The sequence below is a fragment of the Nakamurella sp. genome, assembly GCF_044224575.1.
GTDB lineage: Bacteria > Actinomycetota > Actinomycetes > Mycobacteriales > Nakamurellaceae > Nakamurella.
Genome location: NZ_JBGAKE010000001.1, coordinates 359,729 through 378,252 on the forward strand (window position 1 = coordinate 359,729; position 18,524 = coordinate 378,252).

Below are 18,524 nucleotides of genomic sequence, written 5' to 3' on the forward strand. Positions count from 1 at the left end.
TAGGACCCGGTCGCAGACCTGGCATCGTCCCGATCGGACGCCCTCACGACCGCGGGTCGGCGCCCGGGCCGGTCGCTCGCGGCGGGACCGTCAGAGGGTACGCAGCGCTCTGGTCGCGTTGGAACGATCGGCCAGCTCCCGATCGGACGGATAGTCCACCTGACGCAGGGTCAGGCCGTGCGGCGGCACCACCGGGATGGCCGACGTCCGTTCCCGGGCGGCCAGCAGCTCCCCCGGCCGGGCCGCGGGGCTGCGCAGCTCGCCGACGACCAGCAGCGACCCGACCAGGGCGCGCACCATCGAATGGCAGAAGGCGTCGGCGGTGACGTCGATGCGCACCTCGTCACCGATCGACCGCACGTCCAGCGCCTGCAGGTCGCGGATGGTGGTGGCGCCCTCCCGGGGTCGGCAGAAGGCATGGAAGTCGTGCAGGCCGACCAGGGCCTGGGCCGCCACGGTCATCGCTCCGACGTCCAGGGAGCGGCGGCGGGCGAGCACGAATCTCCGGTCGGCCGGTTCCACGCCCCACGCGGCGGTGCCGATCCGGTAGCGGTAGTGCCGGCGAAGTGCGGAGAACCGGGCGTCGAACCCGTTCGGGGCGGCGGTGACGGCCCGGACCCGCAGATCGGGCGGGAGCAGCCCGGCGAGCCGGCGCAGCATGCCGAGGCGGCCGGCCCCAGTCGCATCTTGATCGTCCGTGTGGTCGCGCGGCGCCAGTGCGCGCAGCGCGGCCAGATCGACGTCGACGTGCGCGACCTGGCCGGTGGCGTGCACCCCGGCGTCCGTACGGCCGGCGACGACGAGCCGCACCTCGTGCCGTAGCAGGGTCCGCAGGGCGCCGGCGAGCACCCCGGCAACCGTGCGCAGGCCCGGCTGCACGGCCCAGCCGGCGAAGTCGGTGCCGTCGTAGCTGATGTCCAGGCGGAGCCTGCTCGAAGCGGCCGGATCAGGCATCGGGAACCTCCACAAGGGCATACCGGAGAGCGGAGCGGGCTCGCAGTGCGCGCCGAGCTGGTCAGTCCGAGCCATCGGCGACCCATATGCCCGACATGCACTGTTGCTGCGGGCTCGTTGTGTGCCGGGCTGGTCAACTCGGCACGACGCGCCCGAAATGTCGGACTCGATGCCGAGTTGATCAGCCTGATGCAGATTCGCCGACCCGCGTGCGGTCTCAACCTGAAGGGACGGCCCCGGTGGGGCCGGCCCACCGTTTCGACTCGGCACGACGCGTCCGGATTCCCCGCTTGGGTGCCGAGTTGATCAGCCCGCGCACCCGAGGCCCGGCCCGGGCGACACCGGTCGAACGTCCGACGCCGGTGAGCCGTCCCGGACGCGAACGGCCCCGCGACGTCCGGACGGGCCGGGCGTCGCGGGGCCGCCGCGCCGAGCTGGAGTTACTTGGCCGACTCGTCGTCCGCGCCCTCGGCCGGAGCCTCGGTGGCGGCTTCGATGGCCTGGTCCGACGCGCTGTCCCGGTCCGGGGCGTCTTCCGCCTTGTTCTCCGCGGCGTCGACCGTCGCGTCGGCGACGACGTCGGCACCTTCGGCCGGCGCCTCGACGGCGGCCTCGACCGCCTGGACGGACCCGCTCTCGCGGTCCGGCGCGTCCTCGGCCGGCGCGTCGACAGCGGTCCCGGCGGCGGCAGCGGAGGCGGCCACCCGCGCGGCGCGGTCACCGCGATTGGCGGAGGCCCGGGCCACCCGGGTCGCGGCGGAGGACACGGTCTCCTCGCCGACCAGTTCGATGATCGCCATGGGCGCGTTGTCGCCCTTGCGCGGCGCGGTCTTGATGATGCGGGTGTAGCCGCCGTTGCGGGTCTCGAACGAGGGCCCGATCTCGGCGAACAGCTTGTGCACCACGTCCTTGTCGCGGACGACCTTCATCACCTCGCGGCGGGCGTGCAGGGTGCCGACCTTGGCCTTGGTGACCAGCTTCTCGGCGTACGGGCGCAGCCGCTTGGCCTTGGCCTCGGTGGTGCTGATCCGGCCGTGCTCGAACAGCTGGGTGGCCAGGTTGGCCAGGATCAGCCGCTCGTGGGCCGGCGATCCGCCGAGACGGGGTCCCTTGGAGGGCGTGGGCATGTCGTGTCCTTCTTTCGTTGTCCGCGCGTGGACGCTCGTCCACCACGGGTGAGGCGGCCACCGCGGGGCGAACCCCGCGGCGCCGACGCTGTCCTTCGAGTTCGGGAACCCTCGCCGACCGGCGAGAATCCCCGCCCACCCCGGAAGAGGTGGACCGCATCGCTCCGCGAGGGTCAATGACGCCTCCGGCGACTGTTGAAACCCTTCGGGTCAGCCACCGCTATGCGGCGGATCCGACCCATCGCTTCGCGATGTGACGACTAAATCTGCTCGGTCTCCGCGTAGTCGGTGTCGTCCTGGACCGGGGCGGCGAGACCGGCGAGCGAGCCGTAGCCGCTGTCGTCGGTGTCGTCGTTCCAGTCCGAGTCGCCGTAGGACATCGCGGCCGCGGCGGGGTCGAATCCGGCCGGGGAGTCCTTCAGGGCCAGGCCCATGCCGGCGAGCTTGATCTTGACCTCGTCGATCGACTTCTGCCCGAAGTTACGGATGTCCAGCAGGTCGGCCTCGGTCCGGGAGACCAGTTCGCCGACGGTGTGGATGCCCTCACGCTTGAGGCAGTTGTAGGAGCGGACGGTCAGGTCCATCTCCTCGATCGGCAGCCCGAACGCGGCGATATGGTCGGCCTCGGCGGGCGACGGCCCGATCTCGATGCCTTCCGCGTCGACGTTCAGCTCGCGGGCCAGGCCGAACAGCTCGACCAGGGTGGTGCCGGCGGAGGCCAGCGCGTCCCGCGGGGTGATGGACAACTTGGTCTCGACGTCCAGCACCAGCTTGTCGAAGTCGGTCCGCTGCTCGACGCGGGTGGCCTCGACGCGGTAGGTGACCTTCAGGACGGGCGAGTAGATCGAGTCGACCGGGATGCGGCCGATCTCGGCGCCGACGACCTTGTTCGGGGAGGCCGGCACGTAGCCGCGGCCGCGCTCGACGACCAGTTCGATCTCCAGCTTGCCCTTCTTGGTGAGGGTGGCCAGCTTGAGGTCGGAGTTGTGCACGGTGACGCCGGCCGGCGGGGCGATGTCGGCGGCGGTGACGTCGCCGGGGCCCTGCTTGCGCAGGTACATGGTGACCGGCTCGTCGTCCTCGGAGGAGACGACCAGCTCCTTGAGGTTGAGGATGAGCTCGGTGATGTCCTCCTTGACGCCCGGCACGGTGGTGAACTCGTGCAGCACGCCGTCGACGCGGATGCTGGTGACGCTCGCGCCGGGGATGGAGGACAGCAGGGTGCGCCGCAGCGAGTTGCCCAGGGTGTAGCCGAATCCGGGCTCGAGCGGCTCGATGATGAACCGGGACCGGTTGTCGGCGACCGGCTCCTCGGTCAGGGTGGGGCGCTGAGAAATCAGCATGGAATGAACCTCCGGGTGGATCAGGTGCCGACCGCTATATGACGGCACTCTTGGACCGATCGGCCGCCGGGCCGTTCGGGGTGCTGCTGCCGCGCGGATCAACTAGCGCCGCGCGGATCAACCAACCCCGTTTGGGACTGGTGTGACAGAAGTCGACGACTTCATCCGCGCCGGCGTAGATGATCCGCGCGGCACACGAGCAGCAGCGACTGCTACTTCGAGTAGAACTCGACGATCAGCTGCTCGGTGACCTGCGAGTCGATCTGGGCGCGGACCGGCAGCGAGTGGATGATCACCTGCAGCGTCTCCGGCACGACCTTCATCCAGGCCGGCGGGGTCCGCTCACCGAAGGTGGCGCGGGCCAGTTCGAACGGGTACGACTCGGTCGACTGCTTGCGCACGGTGATGATGTCGTACTGCTCGACGCGGTAGGACGGGACGTCCACCCGCACGCCGTTGACCTCGAAGTGCCCGTGGGACACCAGCTGCCGGGAGTGCCGACGGGTCCGGGCCAGGCCGGCCCGGTAAATGACGTTGTCCAGCCGCGACTCGAGGATCTGCAGCAGGGTGTCGCCGGTCTTGCCGGACCGCGAGGCGGCCTCGGCGTAGTAGCGGCGGAACTGCTTCTCCAGGACGCCGTAGGTGTACCGGGCCTTCTGCTTCTCCTGCAGCTGGGTCAGGTACTCCTTCTCCTTCGTCCGCGCGCGGCCGTGCTGGCCGGGCGGGAAGGGACGGCGCTCGAAGGCCATGTCGCCGCCGACCAGGTCGGTCTTGAGGCGGCGGGACTTCTTGGTGATGGGTCCGGTGTATCTGGCCATTACAGTGCCATGTTCCTTTCGCCGCTCAGACCCGACGCCGCTTGGGCGGCCGGGTTCCGTTGTGGGCCTGCGGGGTGACGTCGGAGATCGCACCGACCTCCAGGCCGGCGGCCTGGAGCGAACGGATCGCGGTCTCGCGGCCCGAGCCCGGGCCCTTCACGAACACGTCGACCTTGCGCATGCCGTGCTCGATGGCCTGGCGAGCCGCGTTCTCGGCCGCCATCTGCGCGGCGAACGGGGTCGACTTACGGGAACCCTTGAAGCCGACGTGGCCGGCGGACGCCCAGCTGATCACCGCACCGGTGGGGTCGGTGATGGAGACGATGGTGTTGTTGAACGTGCTCTTGATGTGCGCGTGGCCGTGGGAGACATTCTTCTTCTCCTTGCGGCGGACCTTCTTGACCGCCGCGGAGCCCTGACGGGACTTGGGGGGCATTGGCTTACCTGGCCTTCTTCTTGCCGGCGATGGTCTTCTTCGGTCCCTTGCGGGTGCGCGCGTTGGTCTTCGTGCGCTGACCGCGAACCGGCAGGTGGCGGCGGTGCCGCAGGCCCTGGTAGGAGCCGATCTCCATCTTCCGGCGAATGTCGGCCTGGACCTCGCGGCGCAGGTCGCCCTCGACCTTGAGGTCGGCGGCGTCGATGGCCTCACGCAGGGACAGGACATCCTCGTCCGTCAGGTCCTTCGACCGCAGGTCCGGGCTGATGCCGGTGGCCTTGAGCAGTTCCAGGGAACGGGTACGTCCGATCCCGTAGATGTAGGTGAGCGCGATCTCCATCCGCTTGTCGCGGGGCAGATCGACGCCGACGAGTCTCGCCATGTGGCGCGTACTCCCTTGTGTCGCCCACGGGTGTCGGTCGCGTCCCGTCCTCGGCATCCGGCCGGGGCCCCGGCCCGTGGTCCGGGGGCAGCCCACGCTGCCCGGTGTGACCCGGTGGCGCGGGTGGTGACGCGATGGTGCGGCCGATCCCGGGTGTGGGGCCGGCCGGTCGGGTCGACCGTGCTGGGCGACCCGCGTCAGGAACTCAGCCCTGGCGCTGCTTGTGGCGAACGTTCTCGCAGATGACCATGACGCGACCGTGCCGGCGGATCACCTTGCACTTGTCGCAGATCTTCTTGACGCTCGGGTTGACCTTCACTGCTGTCCTCTTCTCTAGTGCCGACCCGGTGGGCCGGACCACGCGGACCGTTGCCGGTCCGCTCCCTATCGGTCCGGCGAGTTGCCGGCCGATCGCCCGGGACGTCGCTGGTCCCGGTCCGCCCCCCGAGAGAGGGGGCGGCTGGCCCGTCGCAGGTGTTCGCCCCGGCGAAGCCGGGACAAGCCCCTGCGGCGAGCAGTGCCGTTCGGACAGCCCGGGCGAAGCCCGGTCAAGCCCCTGCGGCGAGCAGTGACACAGAAGTCGGCCCCGGCGAAGCCGGGACAAGCCCCTGCGGCGAGCAGTGCCGTTCGGACAGCCCGGGCGAAGCCCGGTCAAGCCCCTGCGGCGAGCAGTGACTACTTGTAGCGGTAGACGATCCGGCCTCGGCTCAGGTCGTACGGCGAGAGTTCGACGACGACGCGATCCTCGGGCAGGATCCTGATGTAGTGCTGACGCATCTTGCCGCTGATGTGCGCGAGCACGCGGTGCCCGTTCTCCAACTCGACCCGGAACATCGCGTTGGGCAACGGCTCGACCACGCGACCTTCGACCTCGATGGCCCCGTCCTTCTTGCCCATATCCTCCGCACTTCTTGCTGCCATGCTGGTCGGGTCGATCGCTCCGCAGGCTGTCGCAACCGGTCGTGACGACCGGCTCGCTGGCCCAGGGGCTCGGCGCGCCGAATGAGTTTCATCCGACCTCGGCAGGCGCGCCCTGACGAGAGCAGCACCAAACCGACGCGACCCGCGCGCCGACGTTCCACTGTACGCTCCCCGGCGCCGGTGATCCAATCGTGTCCTTCGAACCGGGTTGCGCCGCCGTTGCCGGGTGCTGGCGCACTAGTCCTGACGTCGATTCGGCACCGGACATGTCGGGTTTCCCGGACGCGGCGTGACGGCGCATCCTGCACGCGGGTCGGACCGGCTCGACGTCATGAGGCTCTGCGGAACTCGGCCCCACCGGCCACGCGTTGCTCCAGGCATGAGCATGCTTTGCCCCAAGTGTCACAGCCTGATGCACGCCTACGAACGCAACGGCGTCGTGGTCGATCAGTGCACCGAGTGCCGGGGCATCTTCCTGGACCGTGGCGAGCTCGAGCATCTGACGGACGCCGAGGCCCGGTTCAACCGCGGCGAGTCCCCGCGCCCGCCGACATCCCCGCCACCCACCTCTCCGCCGGCCTACCCACCGGCACCGGCGTACCCACTGGCGCCGAACTCCGCGCCGGGGCCCTCCCCGGCGCAGGCGGGGTCGGCGGCCGGCGGCCGGTCGCCGATGGCCGATCTGTCCACGATCGCGTCGATCGCCACCGAGTATCTGGGCAAGGGCAAAGGCAAGAAGAAGGGCAAGAAGGGCAACAAATCGTTCATCGACGGCCTGTTCGGATGAGGCCGGCCGCCCGGGAGCGACCGATCGCGCCGGCCGGGATAGCGTGGGCCGCATCATGAGCCTCGTCTGTCCGAAGTGCCAAGGCAAAATGCGCAGTCAGGAACGTGGCGGCGTGACCGTCGACGTGTGCAAACAGTGCCGGGGAGTGTTCCTCGACCGCGTCGAACTGGAACGCCTGATGGTCGCCGAGGCGCAGTTCTTCGGGCTCGAGCCGGCCGAATCCGAGGCCGCGCCCATCGTGGACTACGACCGCCCGCAACGGCCCGCCAAGGAACCCCGGCGGGACTACGACAAGGTCCGGCCGGACAAGCTGCGCGGCAAGAAGAAGCGGAAGAAGCCCTTCCTCGAGGATTTCTTCGACTGAGATGGTCCCGCCGACGCCGACCGTGATCCGCACCGATACGGACACTTTCTTCGAGTACGGGTACGTATGGCTGCCGTACGCGATCGCGGCGGTGCTGCTGCTCGCGCTGGGCCTGGTGGCCGCCATCCGGTGGCGACGGTCCGCCCCCGGAGTCGCCGAGCTGCTGTTGACCAGCGGCGCCCTGCTCGGAGTGCTCGCGGCCGTGATCCTCGGGCTGGCCGACGGCGCGGTCGAGCACAACGGTCTGGCCGCGATGGACCCGGTGATCTGGGAATGGGCGGTCACCCACCGCACTCCGGCGTTGACGACGGTGGCCATCGTCATCACCGAGCTCGGCAGCACCCTGTCGATGGGCGTGATCGCCACCATCACGGTGGTCGTCCTGTGGATTCGGGGCCGGCGCGGCAACGCGGTGCTGGTCGCGTTGGTGTCCGCGGGGGCCGGACTGCTCGTCATGGTCGGGAAGGCGACCGTCGGCCGGCAGCGCCCGCCCGAGGAGTTCCGGCTGGTCGTCGAGACCAACGAGTCATTCCCCTCCGGGCACGCCTTGGCGTCCGCGGCCATCGTCGGGGTGCTGCTGGTGGTGTTCGTGCCGATGATCCGGAGCACGGCCTGGCGAGCGGCGGCCATCGGCGGCGGGGTGCTGTTCGTGCTCGCCATCGGCTGGTCCCGGATCTACCTGGGGGTGCACTGGGCCACGGACGTCATCGCCGGGTGGGTCACCGGTGTGGCGTGGCTCCTGCTCTGCGTGACGGTTCGCGAGGTCTGGCGGCTCACGGCGGGCGCGGTGCCGGGCCCGTTCGCCGAGTGGCAGACCCGGCAGCCCTCGGCCGACCCGGGCGAACGGCCACCACCCGTCTGACCCCAGTCCCGGGTGCGAAGAACAGGGACGGCGATGACCCCGCAGACCCGCCTGGCGAAGACCGGCGAGCCGGGTGGGCACCGGCGAATCTCACGAATCCCGGGTCAGCCGGAGCGGCGCAGGCCGTATCTCGTCTCCGGTCGCCCCACCTGCCCGTACTTGAGCGTGCGCTCGGCCACGTTGGTGTCGGCCAGGTGCTCGAGGTACCGGCGGGCGGTGATCCGGGAGACGCCCAGGAACTCGCCGATCTGGGACGCCGACGCGTCGCCCAGCTCGCGCAGGGCACCGATCACAATGGCGAGGGTCTCCTTCGTCATGCCCTTGGGCAGCGACCCGGTTCCCGGCGCCCGGAGCATGCCGATGGCGCGGTCGACGGACGCCTGATCGACGTCGTCGTCACCGCCGACCTGCTCGGCGAACTCCTTGTACGACAGCAGCCGGTCGCGCAAGGCGTTGAACGCGAACGGTTTGAGCAGGTACTGCACGGCGCCCTGGGCGACCGCGGACCGGACCACGTCGGCGTCCCGGGCCGACGAGACGATCATGACGTCGACGGTGGACCCGGCCGCCCGGATGCGCCGGAACAGGTCCAGCCCGTGCCCGTCCGGCAGGTGCAGGTCCAGCATCACCAGGTCGATGCCACCCTTGGCCAGGGCCCGCTCCGCTTCGATCCTGGAGTTGGCGACGGCGACCACGGTGAACCCCGCGACCCGCTCCACGTAGGCCTTGTGCGCGCGAGCGGCGATCGGCTCGTCCTCGACGACGAGGACCCGGATCATCGCATCGCTCCTTCGGTCGTCTCCGCCGTCCCGGCCCGTTCACCGGTGCCTCGGTAGGGCAGGGCGACCACGAACCGCGCACCGGGGCCGGGGACGGCGCGCACCGTACCTCCGCAGCGGGCGACGGCCTGCGCGACCAGCGCCAGGCCGAGGCCACGGTCGCCAGCGGGACCGTGGGCGGTCTTGGTCGACCAACCGCGGGTGAACACCGAGGTCGCCTGGCTCTCGGTCAGTCCGGGCCCGTTGTCGGTCACCACGATCCGCACGTACGGCGGGTCGAGCTCGATGCCGTCGTCCCCGTCGGCCGGCCGCGGCGGCCCACCGCCCACCCCTTCCGCGCCGCGGATGACCAGCCCGATCAGATCGGGGGCAACGGTGACCCGGCGTTGACCGGCCGCGGCCGGCACGGTGGCCAGGATGTCGAACGCGTTGTCGATCAGGTTGCCCACGATGGTGACGATCTCGTGGTCGGGGGCGGCGTCCGGCGGCAGGAACGATCCGGGGCGAACAACCAGCTCGACCCCCCGCTCCGCGCCCTGCGCCGACTTGGCCAGCAACAGCGCCGCCAGCGCCGGGTTCCCCACGCCGTCGAGCACCCGATCCGCGAGCCGCTGCGCGGTCTGCATCTCCGACACCGCGAACGACAGGGCGTGCTCGGTCTCGCCGAGTTCGATCAGCGAGATCACCGTGTGCATCCGGTTGGCGGACTCGTGGGCCTGGGCCCGCAGCGCCTCGGAGAAGCTCTGCACGCGATCGAGCTCGCCGGTCAGCGCGTCCAGCTCGGTGTGATCTCGCAGGGTGACCACCGCTCCGACCACCGCCCCGCGGACCGCCACCGGACGCCGGGTGAGCACCAGCACGCGGTCGGCGGACAGCACCAGCTCGTCGGTCAGGTCGCCGGGCTCGGTCATCAGGGTGGCCAGATGCTCGGGCAGGCCGGCATCGACGGGCGCTCGTCCGATCGCCTCGTCGTCGAGCCCGAGCAGCCGGCGTCCCTCCGCGTTGACGCTGCTGATCCGGCCCTGCCCGTCGAGCAGCACCATGCCCTCGTGCACCGAGGCCAGCACCGCGTCGTAGTAGGTGAACAGCCGGGCCAGCTCGCGGGGTCCCATGCCCAGGGTCTGCCGACGCACCCACTGCGCGATCACCAGCGATCCGGCGAATCCGACGCCGAGAGCGACCGCACCGATCAGCATCAGCCAGCCCACGCGCTGCCCCGAGAGCTCGTCGACATGCGTGACGGTCACCCCGACGGCGGCCAGCGCGACGATCTGCCCGTTCCGGTCCAAGACCGGGGCGATCGCCCGCACCGACGGTCCCAGGGTGCCGGTGTACGTCTCGACACCCACCTGGCCGGCGAGCGCGGCGTCCCGACTGCCCAGGTAGGTCTCGCCGATCTGCGTCGGATCCGGGTGGGTATAGCGGACCCCTGCCGGGGTCATGATCACCACGAAGTCGGCACCGGTGGACGAGCCGACCATGGTGGCGTACGGCTGGATGACGGCGGAGGGGCCGGTGATCTCCTGTCCGGCCGGGTAGTCCGCGGTGACCGCGTCGATCACGTCCGGCGACTGCGCCACGGTGGACGCGATGGCGGCGACCCGTTCGCCGGTGACCCGCTCGGTCTCGGCTTCGGAGTCGATCAGGACGGCCGCGAGCAGCCCGCCGAGCACGACCACCAGGATGACCGCCTGCAGCGCGAGAATGCGGCGGGCCAACGACCAACTCGATCCGGAGCGCACGCCTCGCACCTCCCACCCGGGGAACGACCGCGACGCCGCGGCCTGCTGAAAACCTACTCAGCCCCGCCCCCGGGGTTGGCACTTACGTGCATTGAGTTCATCGATCGTTCGCCGGCCCGGTCGGCGCCGGCCCGGTCACGTCCGGTCGATCCGTTCGGGAGTCGGCCGGGTGGCCGCCCGGTCAGGGCTTGGCGACCTCGGTGAACAGCGCACCCTGGGCGGCCCCCGAACCGGACCGGCCGCCACCCCGCCCGCGGAGCACGAACGCGGCGCCGACGGCAACGATCGCGCCCAGGATCGGTCCGGCCACGTACACCCAGTAGGCGTCGAAATTCAGGCTGATCAGGTCCGGCCCGAACGTGCGGGCCGGGTTCATCGACGCGCCGGAGATGGGGCTCCCCCACAGACCGGCCAGCGCGATGTAGCCACCCACCCCGAGCGCCCCGATCACCCCGAGGTTCTGCGCCCCGGAAGCAGTGCCGAGGATGACGCTGACCAGCCCGAACGTCAGGACCGCCTCCATCACGAAAGCGATCAGGTCCGAGTACCCGGACGCCGGGTAGTTCGAGCCGTCGGTCGCGGATACCCCGATCACGGCCTGCAGGAACAGCGCGGCCACCGATGCGCCGGCCAGTTGCACCACGATGTAGCCGGGCACCCGCCGCCACGGGAAGTCGCCGCGCAGCGCGAAGGCGATGCTGACCGCGGGGTTCAGGTGGGCGCCCGACACCTTGCCCATGAACAGGATGATGCCGAGCACCATCAGCGCGGGCGCCGTCACCGCCGCGGTCCGGCTGATCGTGTCCGGGAAGGCGGCCCCCATCATGCCGCCACCGGCGGCCACCATGACCAGCAGGAAGGTGCCGAAGAACTCGGAGAACAGCCGTCGCCACTCCTGGTGCGGGTCGGAGAAATCGGCCGCCATCCGGGCGAACTCGGTCTCCCAGGACTCCGGCCCGCCGGACGGCCCGCTCGAGGTCGGCGACGGTGCGGTCGCTTTCGTCGCGGCCCGTTTCGATTCGGTCCTTTTCGGTGTGGCCATTGACGTCTCCCATCGAGCCGCACGGGCGCCGTTGAGCCGGTGCAGGCATATGGTGGCGCGCCGTTGGATTCGGCTGCCTCCCAACGATCGGGTGAGATCGGGCGGGCGGGCGCAACATCGTCCGAGCCGGGTGACGACGCCGGACCCGGCCGGGATTTCCGCGCGTCGATGCCGGGCTGCCCAACCTGCGCCGGAGCTGCGACGCGGTCCCGACCCAGTCCGGCCGGAACGACGAACCGGCGCCCCGGAGTCGAGGACTCCGGGACGCCGGTCAGGTCGGTTCGGCCGATCGAGAGATCAGTGCGAGGCCGCCTTCTCGGCATGCGCACCGGTCAGCGAGCGAACCTCCATCTCGGCCCACTTGGCCTTGTTGAACTCCTTGCTGGTGACCGCGCCGATGAAGGCGAACAGGAAGCCGAGCGGGATGGAGATCAGACCCGGGTTGTTCAGCGGGAACCAGTGAAAATCGATCGACGGGTCGCTGAACAGGCTGGCCGCCTTGCCGGTGGTGGCGTTGACCGCGCCGCCCGACACGTTCGGCGAGAAGATCAACAGCACCAGGGCGGAGATCAGGCCGCCGTAGATGCCCCAGGTCGCACCGCGGGTGTTGAACCGCTTCCAGAACAGCGAGTACAGGATCACCGGCAGGTTCGCCGAGGCCGCGATGGCAAAGGCGATGGCGACCAGGAACGCGACGTTGAGCGACTGGGCCGGAATGGCCAGGGCGATGGAGACCGCACCGATGACCACCGCGGCGATCCGACCGACCCGCACCTCCTGCTTGTCGGTGGTGACCTTGCCGCGGCGAATCACGTTGGCGTACAGGTCATGCGCCAGCGACGACGACGAGGCCAGGGTCAGCCCGGCGACGACCGCGAGGATCGTCGCGAACGCGACCGCGGCGATGACCGCGAGCATGATGGCCCCGGTCGTGGTGCCAACTCCGCCCAGCGCCTCGGCCAGCTGCGGCGCCGCCGAGTTGCCGCCGGCGCTCTGCTTGGTGATCGCCTCGTGCCCGACCAGGGCAGCCGCGCCGAAGCCCAGCGCCAGCGTCATCAGATAGAAGGTGCCGATCAAGGCGATCGCCCAGAGCACCGATTTGCGGGCCGCCTTGGAGCTTGGGACGGTGTAGAAGCGGATCAGGATGTGCGGCAGGCCGGCGGTGCCCAGCACCAGGGCCATCGCCAGCGAGATGAAGTCCAGCTTGGACAGCAGGGTCTTGGTCGCGTCGGCATTCTCGACGCCGTAGCGCAGGCCCGGTTCGAGGAACGCCTCGCCCTTGCCCGATGCCCCGGCCGCCGCGTTCAGCAGATCGGACGGGTTGAAGCCGTACTTGGCCAGCACCCAGACGGTCATGATCCCGGCCCCGGTCATCAGCAGCACGGCCTTGATGATCTGCACCCAGGTGGTGCCCTTCATGCCGCCGAACACCACGTAGACGATCATCAGCAGGCCCACACCGGCGATGACCAGGTTCTTCGCCGCCTGCGAGCTGATGCCGAGCAGCAGGGAGACCAGCTCACCGGCACCGACCATCTGCGCGAGCAGGTAGAAGATCGACACGACAACGGTCGAGATGGACGCGGCGGTGCGCACCGGACGCTGCCTCATTCGGAAGCTGAGCACGTCGGCCATGGTGAACTTGCCGGTGTTCCGCATCAGCTCGGCGACCAGCAGCAGGGCGACCAGCCACGCCACCAGGAAGCCGATCGAGTACAGGAACCCGTCGTAGCCGTACAGCGCGATCAGTCCGGCGATGCCGAGGAACGACGCGGCGGACATGTAATCGCCGCCGATCGCGAAGCCGTTCTGCATCCCGGTGAATGACCGGCCACCGGCGTAGAAGTCCGCGGCGGTGCGGTTCTGCCGGCTGGCCCAGATGGTGATGCCGAGGGTGATGGCGACGAACGTCAGGAACAGCGAGATCGTGATGACCTGGTGGCCGGAATCGGAATCGGCGGCCACTGCGGCCACCGCGGCCGCGTCGGTCGTGGTGGCGAGTTGCACGAACATCAGGCGACTCCCTCGATCTCGTCGCGGAGCTTGTCGGCCTCCGGGTCGAACTTGCTGTTCATGTGCCGCGCGTAGAACAACGCGATCAGGAAGGTGGTGACGAACTGCAACAGGCCGAAGATCAGGCCGATGTTGAACTCGCCGAACACTTTGATGTTCATGAAGTCACGGGCGAACGCCGCGCACAGCACGTAGGTGAAGTACCAGACCAGGAACGCGACGGTGACGGGAAAGATGAAAGACCGCAGAGCCTGTCGCAGATGGGCGAAGGCCGGCGAATCCTGGAGTTCCTCCCAGTTCACCGTTTCCGCCGATGTTTGCGCCGTGCTGGGGGGTTCGGCCATGAGACCTCCTTGTCCGGGAATGGCGTCAGTGACCGCAGTTCGTCGATCTCGCATCGGTCGCTGTCGTGCTGGTCACACGAAACCTAGGGATTCGTGTCTGAGCCGGGTACCCGCCGGTCGGCAGGTCACCGGACCGTGCGCCGAACGGTCGATCCGCACCGATGAACGGCATCCGCGGTCACGACCCGGTCACGGACGGATCGGGTAGGGTGCGGGTTAGGTAACCCTAAGACTCGAGGAGTCCTGTGACTGTTTTCCCGACCGCTCCGGTGGCTGATGCCGTGGCTGTTCCGGCGGCCCGTTCCGCCGTTCGCCGGCCCGTCCCGGCCGCCGCCACCGTCGTGCGCACTCGGCGGCTGAGCCCGACGATGGTCCGGGTCGTGTTCGAGGCTCCGGCCGGGTTCGCCATGAACGGGTTCACCGACTCGTACGTAAAGTTGATCTTCCCGCGGGCCGTGTACCCGCAACCGCTGGACCTGGACCGGATCAAGCGCGAGCTGCCCGTCGAGCAGTGGCCGGTGGTCCGCACCTACTCGGTACGCGGGTTCGATCCGGTCACGCACGAGCTGACCGTCGACTTCGTCGTGCACGGCACCGTCGGCGTCGCCGGTCCGTGGGCGGCGGCCGCGCAGCCCGGCGACACACTGTTCGTCCGCGGCCCCAGCGGCGCCTACTCCCCCGACCCGTCGGCCGACTGGCACCTGTTCGCCGGCGACGAAAGCGCACTCCCGGCGATCGCCGCCGCGCTGGAGACTCTGCCGGCCCACGCCCGCGGGCATGCCGTGATCGAGGTGCCCGGACCGGAGTCTCGCCTGCCGCTGGCCGCGCCCGAGGGCGTCACGGTGACCTGGCTGCACACCGGATACCGGCCGATCGGCGAGCGGCTGGTCGAGGTGGTGCGGGGCATCGAGCTGCCACTGGCCGACGTGCAGGCCTTCGTGCACGGCGAGGCCGGCTGGGTCGCGCAGATCCGCCGGCTCCTGCGGGTCGATCGGCAGCTCCCGGCGCGCCGGCTGTCCATCAGTGGGTACTGGCGACTCGGCAACGACGAGGAAGGCTGGCGGGCCGGCAAGGCGCAATGGAACGCGGCGGCCGAGGAGATCGAGCGCCGGGCCGGAGTGGCCTGACGATCAGCCCGCGACGACGACCAGGGTCGCGCCGACCGCCCGATACGTGGGCAGTGCCCGGGTGTCGCGGGTGACCAGCGCCGCGCCGTGCTCCAGCGCCGCGGCGGCGACCAGCGCGTCGTAGACGGACCCGCCGCCGATCCCTTCGGCGGTCAGGGTCGCGATCAGCCGTTCCGCGGCACCGGCCGACAGGTGACGGGTGAACGGGAAGTTGGACGTCAGCAGTCGCCCGACCGCGGCTGGGCCGCGACGGGCCGGACCGGGGAGTCGAGTCAGGACGGAGAACGTCTCGAACGCGGCGTGGCCGGCCAGGCCGATGCGCCGGCCGGCGACCGCGGCCACGCTGGCCGGGCGGCCGACATGGTCGAGTGTGCAAAGTGCCACCGCGACGCTCGTGTCGACCAGCAGTTCAGGACCTTCGTCACCGCCGATCGGCATCGCGCAGGGCCCTGACGTCGTCGTCGGTGATCGGCTCCCGGTGGCCGGCGGGGATGACCAGGAGACCGTCCGCCTCCCCGAGATCGTCGGTCGCGATCGGCCGGACCCGGAGATTGGCACCGTCGGCCTCGAGTTCGACCGGGCCCGGCCGAATGCCCAGCCGATCACGCAACTCGCGCGGGATCACCAGCCGCCCGGCCGCGTCGATGGTTGCCTTCATGGTTGAAGAATACCAAGATCGATGCCATTCGAATGGAGGAGCGAGTGGACGACAACGATCTGCGACACCTGCGCCGGTGCGTGGAGCTGGCCGGGGAAGCACTGGACGACGGCGACGAGCCGTTCGGGTCGGTGCTGGTCGCCGCGGACGGCGCGACCCTGTTCGAGGACCACAATCACGTCGCCGGGGGCGACCGGACGCAGCATCCGGAGTTCGCGATCGCCCGCTGGGCGGCCGAGCACCTCACCGAGCCCGAGCGGGCCGCCGCGACGGTCTACACGTCCGGCGAGCACTGCCCGATGTGCGCGGCTGCGCACGCCTGGGTCGGCCTGGGGCGCGTCGTGTACGCCACCTCGTCGGCGCAGCTCACCGGCTGGCTGGCCGAGTGGGGGGTGCCACCGGGACCGGTCGCACCCCTGCCGATCGGGCAGGTCGCTCCGCGGGTGCCGGTCGACGGCCCGGCACCCGAGCTCGAAAGCCGAGTGAAAGATCTTTATCGGCGGGCGTTCTCGGCAATGCACTAGGAGCCGTCGTCCTCCGTGGGCGCCGCCGGGGGCGGCTGCGGACGGTACTCGATCTGCTCGACGCTGCGCTCGACCGCCGGGAGCAGCTCGTGCCGGTGCCCGTAGATGTCCAGCAGCGACAGCAGCATCGCGGTGACCGGCACGGCGAGAAACGCCCCCGCAACGCCGAACAGCGCGGCGCCCAGCAGCACCGAGCCGAACGCCACCGCCGGGTGCATGTCGACCGCCTTGGCGTTGATCTTCGGTTCGATGGTCAGGTTCTCCACCTGCTGGTAGAGGATCGCCCAGACCAGGGCGATGACCCCGACCCAGGGGTTGGGGCTGAGCAGGCCCACGATCACCGGCAAGGCGATGGAAATGTAGGTGCCGATCGTCGGGACGAATTGCGCCACCACCCCGGTCCATAGCGCCAGCGGCAGCCACGACGGCATGCCGATGATGACGAACACGACCGCGGTCGTCGCCGAGTTGATCGCCGCCAGCACCACCCTGGCCATCACGTACCCGCCGGTCTTCTCCTCGGTCAGGGTCCAGACGGTGGCGGCCACCTCCTGTGAGCGCGCCGGGAACAGCCGGGCCCCCCAGCGGACGAAGCGGGGCATGTCGGCCGACAGGTAGAACAGGAACAGCCCGAACGTGAACAGGCTGAACACGCCCACCACGACCGACAGCACCAGTCCCAGCAGGTTGACCCCGACCGTCGCGGCCAGGTTGGTGATCTCGGCCGGGCTGAGGTCGATCGACGACAGGATGTCATCCCGGCTCAGCGACTGGGAGAACGTGGCGTTGACCCAGGCGAGCACGTCGTCCAGCAGGGTGGGGATCTCCCGGATCAACTCGGCCAGCTGGTCGGCGAACAGCCGACCGAACACCACGAAGAACAGCACGACGCCCGCCACGAGCCCGATCATCACGATGGCCGTGGCGACGCCACGCGGCATGTGCCGGGCCAGCCGGTCCACGACCGGCGCCATCGCGATGGCTCCGAACCACGCCATCAGCACCGTGAACAGCACCCCGCCGCCATCATCGATGACGAACTGGATGAACAGTCCGAAGGCGGCGACCCCGAGAACGACGAGCCCGACGCGCCAGATGTTCCGAGGCGAGAGCTCGACGACCCGGCGGGCCGGTTCCGCTTGAGTGTCGGGTGCTGACTCGCGGGCGTGATCGGGCCGGTCACCGTCCCTTTCGTGCGCCATCACCCCACCGTAGTGGCGACCGGATCGGCCCGGCCGACCGGCGCACGGGGGGGTACTCGGTGCAGCCTCCCGATCATCCGGTCCGGCCGGCGGCGACGCTGGCCCCGACCGAGCTGTTGACGACGACGTCCACGCCGCTGGGTAGTTCGGAGTTCAGCGTCGACATGAGGCTTCCGGTGTCCGGCAGGTCGTCCGGCACTTGGACGTTGATGTGCAGTTCGTTGGCCTGGAAGTCGACGGACTGCACGTGACCGCCGGAGGTCTGGGTGAGCCACTGCTGGGCAGCGGTTTGGGCGCGCGCCGAGTACAGGGTCACCAGGAAGTTGCCGACAGTGTTTGCGACCAGCGGAATGCCGACGACGACCAGCAGGATGGTGATGGTCAGGTACGCCCGCCGGCGGGAGCCGCCGGTGGGCCGGCCGGGTTCCCGGGCGCCGAGCGCGGCGTAGACCAGCGTGCCGGCCAGCACCAACGCGATGATGTTGGACAGGAACAGCACCAACGCGCCGAGAGCCAGACCGGGCGCGCCCTGGCCGAGGCAGACCCCGACGACGGCCAGCGGCGGCACCAGCGAGATGGCGATGGCCACGCCGGGCAGGACGGCGGCGACGTCCCGCCGGGCCAGCGCGATCGCGCCGGCGAACCCGGTGGCGACTGCGGCGACGAGGTCACCGAGGCCGGGTGAGGTCCGGCCGGCGATCTGGCTGTTGCCCAGCAGGTCGAACGAGCCGGGGATGACCAGCGCGAAGATGATGCCGATCAGCACGACGAGGGCGGCCCCGCCCAGGACGTAACGACCGGACCGCCACGACGCGCCCGCCTCGGCCTTGGCGATGCCCAGCGCGATACCCATGATCGGCGTGGACAGCGGGGCGATGATCATGGCGCCGATCACGGTGGCGGTCGAGTCGGTCAGCACGCCGGCCGACGCGATCACCGCCGACAGGGTGAGCATCGTCCAGAACGCCGACCGCTTCGACCTTGAATCGCCGGCGCTCAGGTCGAGGTCGTCGGTCAGCTCCGCCAGCGTGCGGCGTTGGGCATCGGGCAGCACGGCACGGATCAGACCCATGCACGAAGCATTCAGCACCGAGCGCCA

General features: G+C 70.1%; 22 protein-coding genes. 5 read left to right on the forward strand and 17 right to left on the reverse strand.

Annotated elements, in window-relative coordinates; genetic code table 11:
• Positions 1 to 90: 90 nt before the first annotated feature.
• The 8 genes from truA to infA all read right to left on the reverse strand — a co-directional run bounded on the left by truA (position 91) and on the right by infA (position 5,957).
• Entirely contained in the window at positions 91 to 954 is an 864-nt protein-coding gene (gene truA, locus ACILSK_RS01655) for a tRNA pseudouridine(38-40) synthase TruA (RefSeq protein ID WP_395725359.1), read from the reverse strand.
• A gap of 440 nt (positions 955 to 1,394) precedes the next feature.
• Positions 1,395 to 2,081, reverse strand: a complete 687-nt coding sequence (gene rplQ / locus ACILSK_RS01660; RefSeq protein WP_395725360.1) for a 50S ribosomal protein L17 — start codon at positions 2,079 to 2,081, stop codon at positions 1,395 to 1,397.
• Positions 2,082 to 2,341: 260 nt separating this feature from the next.
• Positions 2,342 to 3,424 (reverse strand): DNA-directed RNA polymerase subunit alpha, encoded by a 1,083-nt coding sequence (locus ACILSK_RS01665; RefSeq protein WP_395725361.1) that lies wholly within the window; start codon positions 3,422 to 3,424, stop codon positions 2,342 to 2,344.
• A 212-nt stretch (positions 3,425 to 3,636) separates the two neighbouring features.
• Positions 3,637 to 4,242, reverse strand: a complete 606-nt coding sequence (rpsD, locus tag ACILSK_RS01670) for a 30S ribosomal protein S4 (protein ID WP_395725362.1) — start codon at positions 4,240 to 4,242, stop codon at positions 3,637 to 3,639.
• A gap of 25 nt (positions 4,243 to 4,267) precedes the next feature.
• A complete protein-coding gene (gene rpsK / locus ACILSK_RS01675) occupies positions 4,268 to 4,678 on the reverse strand; it encodes a 30S ribosomal protein S11 (RefSeq protein WP_395725363.1) in 411 nt (136 codons plus the stop codon).
• A 4-nt stretch (positions 4,679 to 4,682) separates the two neighbouring features.
• The gene (gene rpsM / locus ACILSK_RS01680) at positions 4,683 to 5,060 is read right to left on the reverse strand and encodes a 30S ribosomal protein S13 (protein ID WP_395725364.1); all 378 of its coding nucleotides are present in this window, start codon (positions 5,058 to 5,060) and stop codon (positions 4,683 to 4,685) included.
• A 205-nt stretch (positions 5,061 to 5,265) separates the two neighbouring features.
• Positions 5,266 to 5,379 (reverse strand): 50S ribosomal protein L36, encoded by a 114-nt coding sequence (gene rpmJ / locus ACILSK_RS01685; RefSeq protein WP_029068929.1) that lies wholly within the window; start codon positions 5,377 to 5,379, stop codon positions 5,266 to 5,268.
• 356 nt (positions 5,380 to 5,735) lie between these two features.
• Positions 5,736 to 5,957, reverse strand: coding sequence for a translation initiation factor IF-1 (gene infA / locus ACILSK_RS01690; RefSeq protein WP_029136093.1), 222 nt, complete (start codon positions 5,955 to 5,957; stop codon positions 5,736 to 5,738).
• A 403-nt stretch (positions 5,958 to 6,360) separates the two neighbouring features.
• Between infA and ACILSK_RS01695 the strand changes: the two genes are divergently transcribed.
• The 3 genes from ACILSK_RS01695 to ACILSK_RS01705 all read left to right on the forward strand — a co-directional run bounded on the left by ACILSK_RS01695 (position 6,361) and on the right by ACILSK_RS01705 (position 7,994).
• Positions 6,361 to 6,768, forward strand: a complete 408-nt coding sequence (locus tag ACILSK_RS01695) for a zf-TFIIB domain-containing protein (RefSeq protein WP_395725365.1) — start codon at positions 6,361 to 6,363, stop codon at positions 6,766 to 6,768.
• Between the two features lie 112 nt (positions 6,769 to 6,880).
• On the forward strand, positions 6,881 to 7,132 hold the full coding sequence (locus ACILSK_RS01700; protein ID WP_395725366.1) for a zf-TFIIB domain-containing protein: 252 nt from the start codon (positions 6,881 to 6,883) through the stop codon (positions 7,130 to 7,132).
• 1 nt (position 7,133) lies between these two features.
• Positions 7,134 to 7,994 carry a phosphatase PAP2 family protein gene (locus ACILSK_RS01705; RefSeq protein ID WP_395725367.1) on the forward strand — a complete coding sequence of 287 codons (861 nt, stop codon included), beginning with the start codon at positions 7,134 to 7,136 and terminating at the stop codon, positions 7,992 to 7,994.
• Between the two features lie 104 nt (positions 7,995 to 8,098).
• On the opposite strand, the gene ACILSK_RS01710 is transcribed toward ACILSK_RS01705, so the two are convergent.
• From ACILSK_RS01710 to ACILSK_RS01730, 5 genes are all read right to left on the reverse strand, one after another.
• Positions 8,099 to 8,773, reverse strand: a complete 675-nt coding sequence (locus ACILSK_RS01710; protein ID WP_395725368.1) for a response regulator — start codon at positions 8,771 to 8,773, stop codon at positions 8,099 to 8,101.
• The gene (locus ACILSK_RS01715) at positions 8,770 to 10,515 is read right to left on the reverse strand and encodes an ATP-binding protein (RefSeq protein ID WP_395725369.1); all 1,746 of its coding nucleotides are present in this window, start codon (positions 10,513 to 10,515) and stop codon (positions 8,770 to 8,772) included. Before ACILSK_RS01715 ends, ACILSK_RS01710 begins: the two co-directional genes overlap by 4 nt.
• A gap of 181 nt (positions 10,516 to 10,696) precedes the next feature.
• Positions 10,697 to 11,557 carry an MIP/aquaporin family protein gene (locus ACILSK_RS01720; protein ID WP_395725370.1) on the reverse strand — a complete coding sequence of 287 codons (861 nt, stop codon included), beginning with the start codon at positions 11,555 to 11,557 and terminating at the stop codon, positions 10,697 to 10,699.
• A gap of 297 nt (positions 11,558 to 11,854) precedes the next feature.
• The gene (locus tag ACILSK_RS01725) at positions 11,855 to 13,570 is read right to left on the reverse strand and encodes a cation acetate symporter (protein WP_395725371.1); all 1,716 of its coding nucleotides are present in this window, start codon (positions 13,568 to 13,570) and stop codon (positions 11,855 to 11,857) included.
• Positions 13,570 to 13,914, reverse strand: a complete 345-nt coding sequence (locus ACILSK_RS01730) for a DUF485 domain-containing protein (RefSeq protein WP_395725372.1) — start codon at positions 13,912 to 13,914, stop codon at positions 13,570 to 13,572. Before ACILSK_RS01730 ends, ACILSK_RS01725 begins: the two co-directional genes overlap by 1 nt.
• A gap of 245 nt (positions 13,915 to 14,159) precedes the next feature.
• Here ACILSK_RS01730 and ACILSK_RS01735 point away from each other — a divergent pair, with 245 nt between their 5' ends.
• The gene (locus ACILSK_RS01735) at positions 14,160 to 15,041 is read left to right on the forward strand and encodes a siderophore-interacting protein (RefSeq protein WP_395725373.1); all 882 of its coding nucleotides are present in this window, start codon (positions 14,160 to 14,162) and stop codon (positions 15,039 to 15,041) included.
• 3 nt (positions 15,042 to 15,044) lie between these two features.
• On the opposite strand, the gene ACILSK_RS01740 is transcribed toward ACILSK_RS01735, so the two are convergent.
• Both ACILSK_RS01740 and ACILSK_RS01745 read right to left on the reverse strand, forming a co-directional pair.
• Positions 15,045 to 15,479 carry a type II toxin-antitoxin system VapC family toxin gene (locus tag ACILSK_RS01740; RefSeq protein WP_395725374.1) on the reverse strand — a complete coding sequence of 145 codons (435 nt, stop codon included), beginning with the start codon at positions 15,477 to 15,479 and terminating at the stop codon, positions 15,045 to 15,047.
• Positions 15,463 to 15,699, reverse strand: a complete 237-nt coding sequence (locus ACILSK_RS01745; protein WP_395725375.1) for an AbrB/MazE/SpoVT family DNA-binding domain-containing protein — start codon at positions 15,697 to 15,699, stop codon at positions 15,463 to 15,465. The genes ACILSK_RS01740 and ACILSK_RS01745 overlap by 17 nt, the downstream gene beginning before the upstream one ends.
• A 44-nt stretch (positions 15,700 to 15,743) precedes the next feature.
• Here ACILSK_RS01745 and ACILSK_RS01750 point away from each other — a divergent pair, with 44 nt between their 5' ends.
• The gene (locus ACILSK_RS01750; RefSeq protein WP_395725376.1) at positions 15,744 to 16,223 is read left to right on the forward strand and encodes a nucleoside deaminase; all 480 of its coding nucleotides are present in this window, start codon (positions 15,744 to 15,746) and stop codon (positions 16,221 to 16,223) included.
• On the opposite strand, the gene ACILSK_RS01755 is transcribed toward ACILSK_RS01750, so the two are convergent.
• Together ACILSK_RS01755 and ACILSK_RS01760 are read right to left on the reverse strand one after the other, a co-directional pair.
• A complete protein-coding gene (locus ACILSK_RS01755; RefSeq protein ID WP_395725377.1) occupies positions 16,220 to 17,425 on the reverse strand; it encodes an AI-2E family transporter in 1,206 nt (401 codons plus the stop codon). The genes ACILSK_RS01750 and ACILSK_RS01755 overlap by 4 nt on opposite strands.
• 73 nt (positions 17,426 to 17,498) lie before the next feature.
• A complete protein-coding gene (locus ACILSK_RS01760) occupies positions 17,499 to 18,497 on the reverse strand; it encodes a TIGR00341 family protein (RefSeq protein WP_395725378.1) in 999 nt (332 codons plus the stop codon).
• Positions 18,498 to 18,524 lie beyond the last annotated feature (27 nt).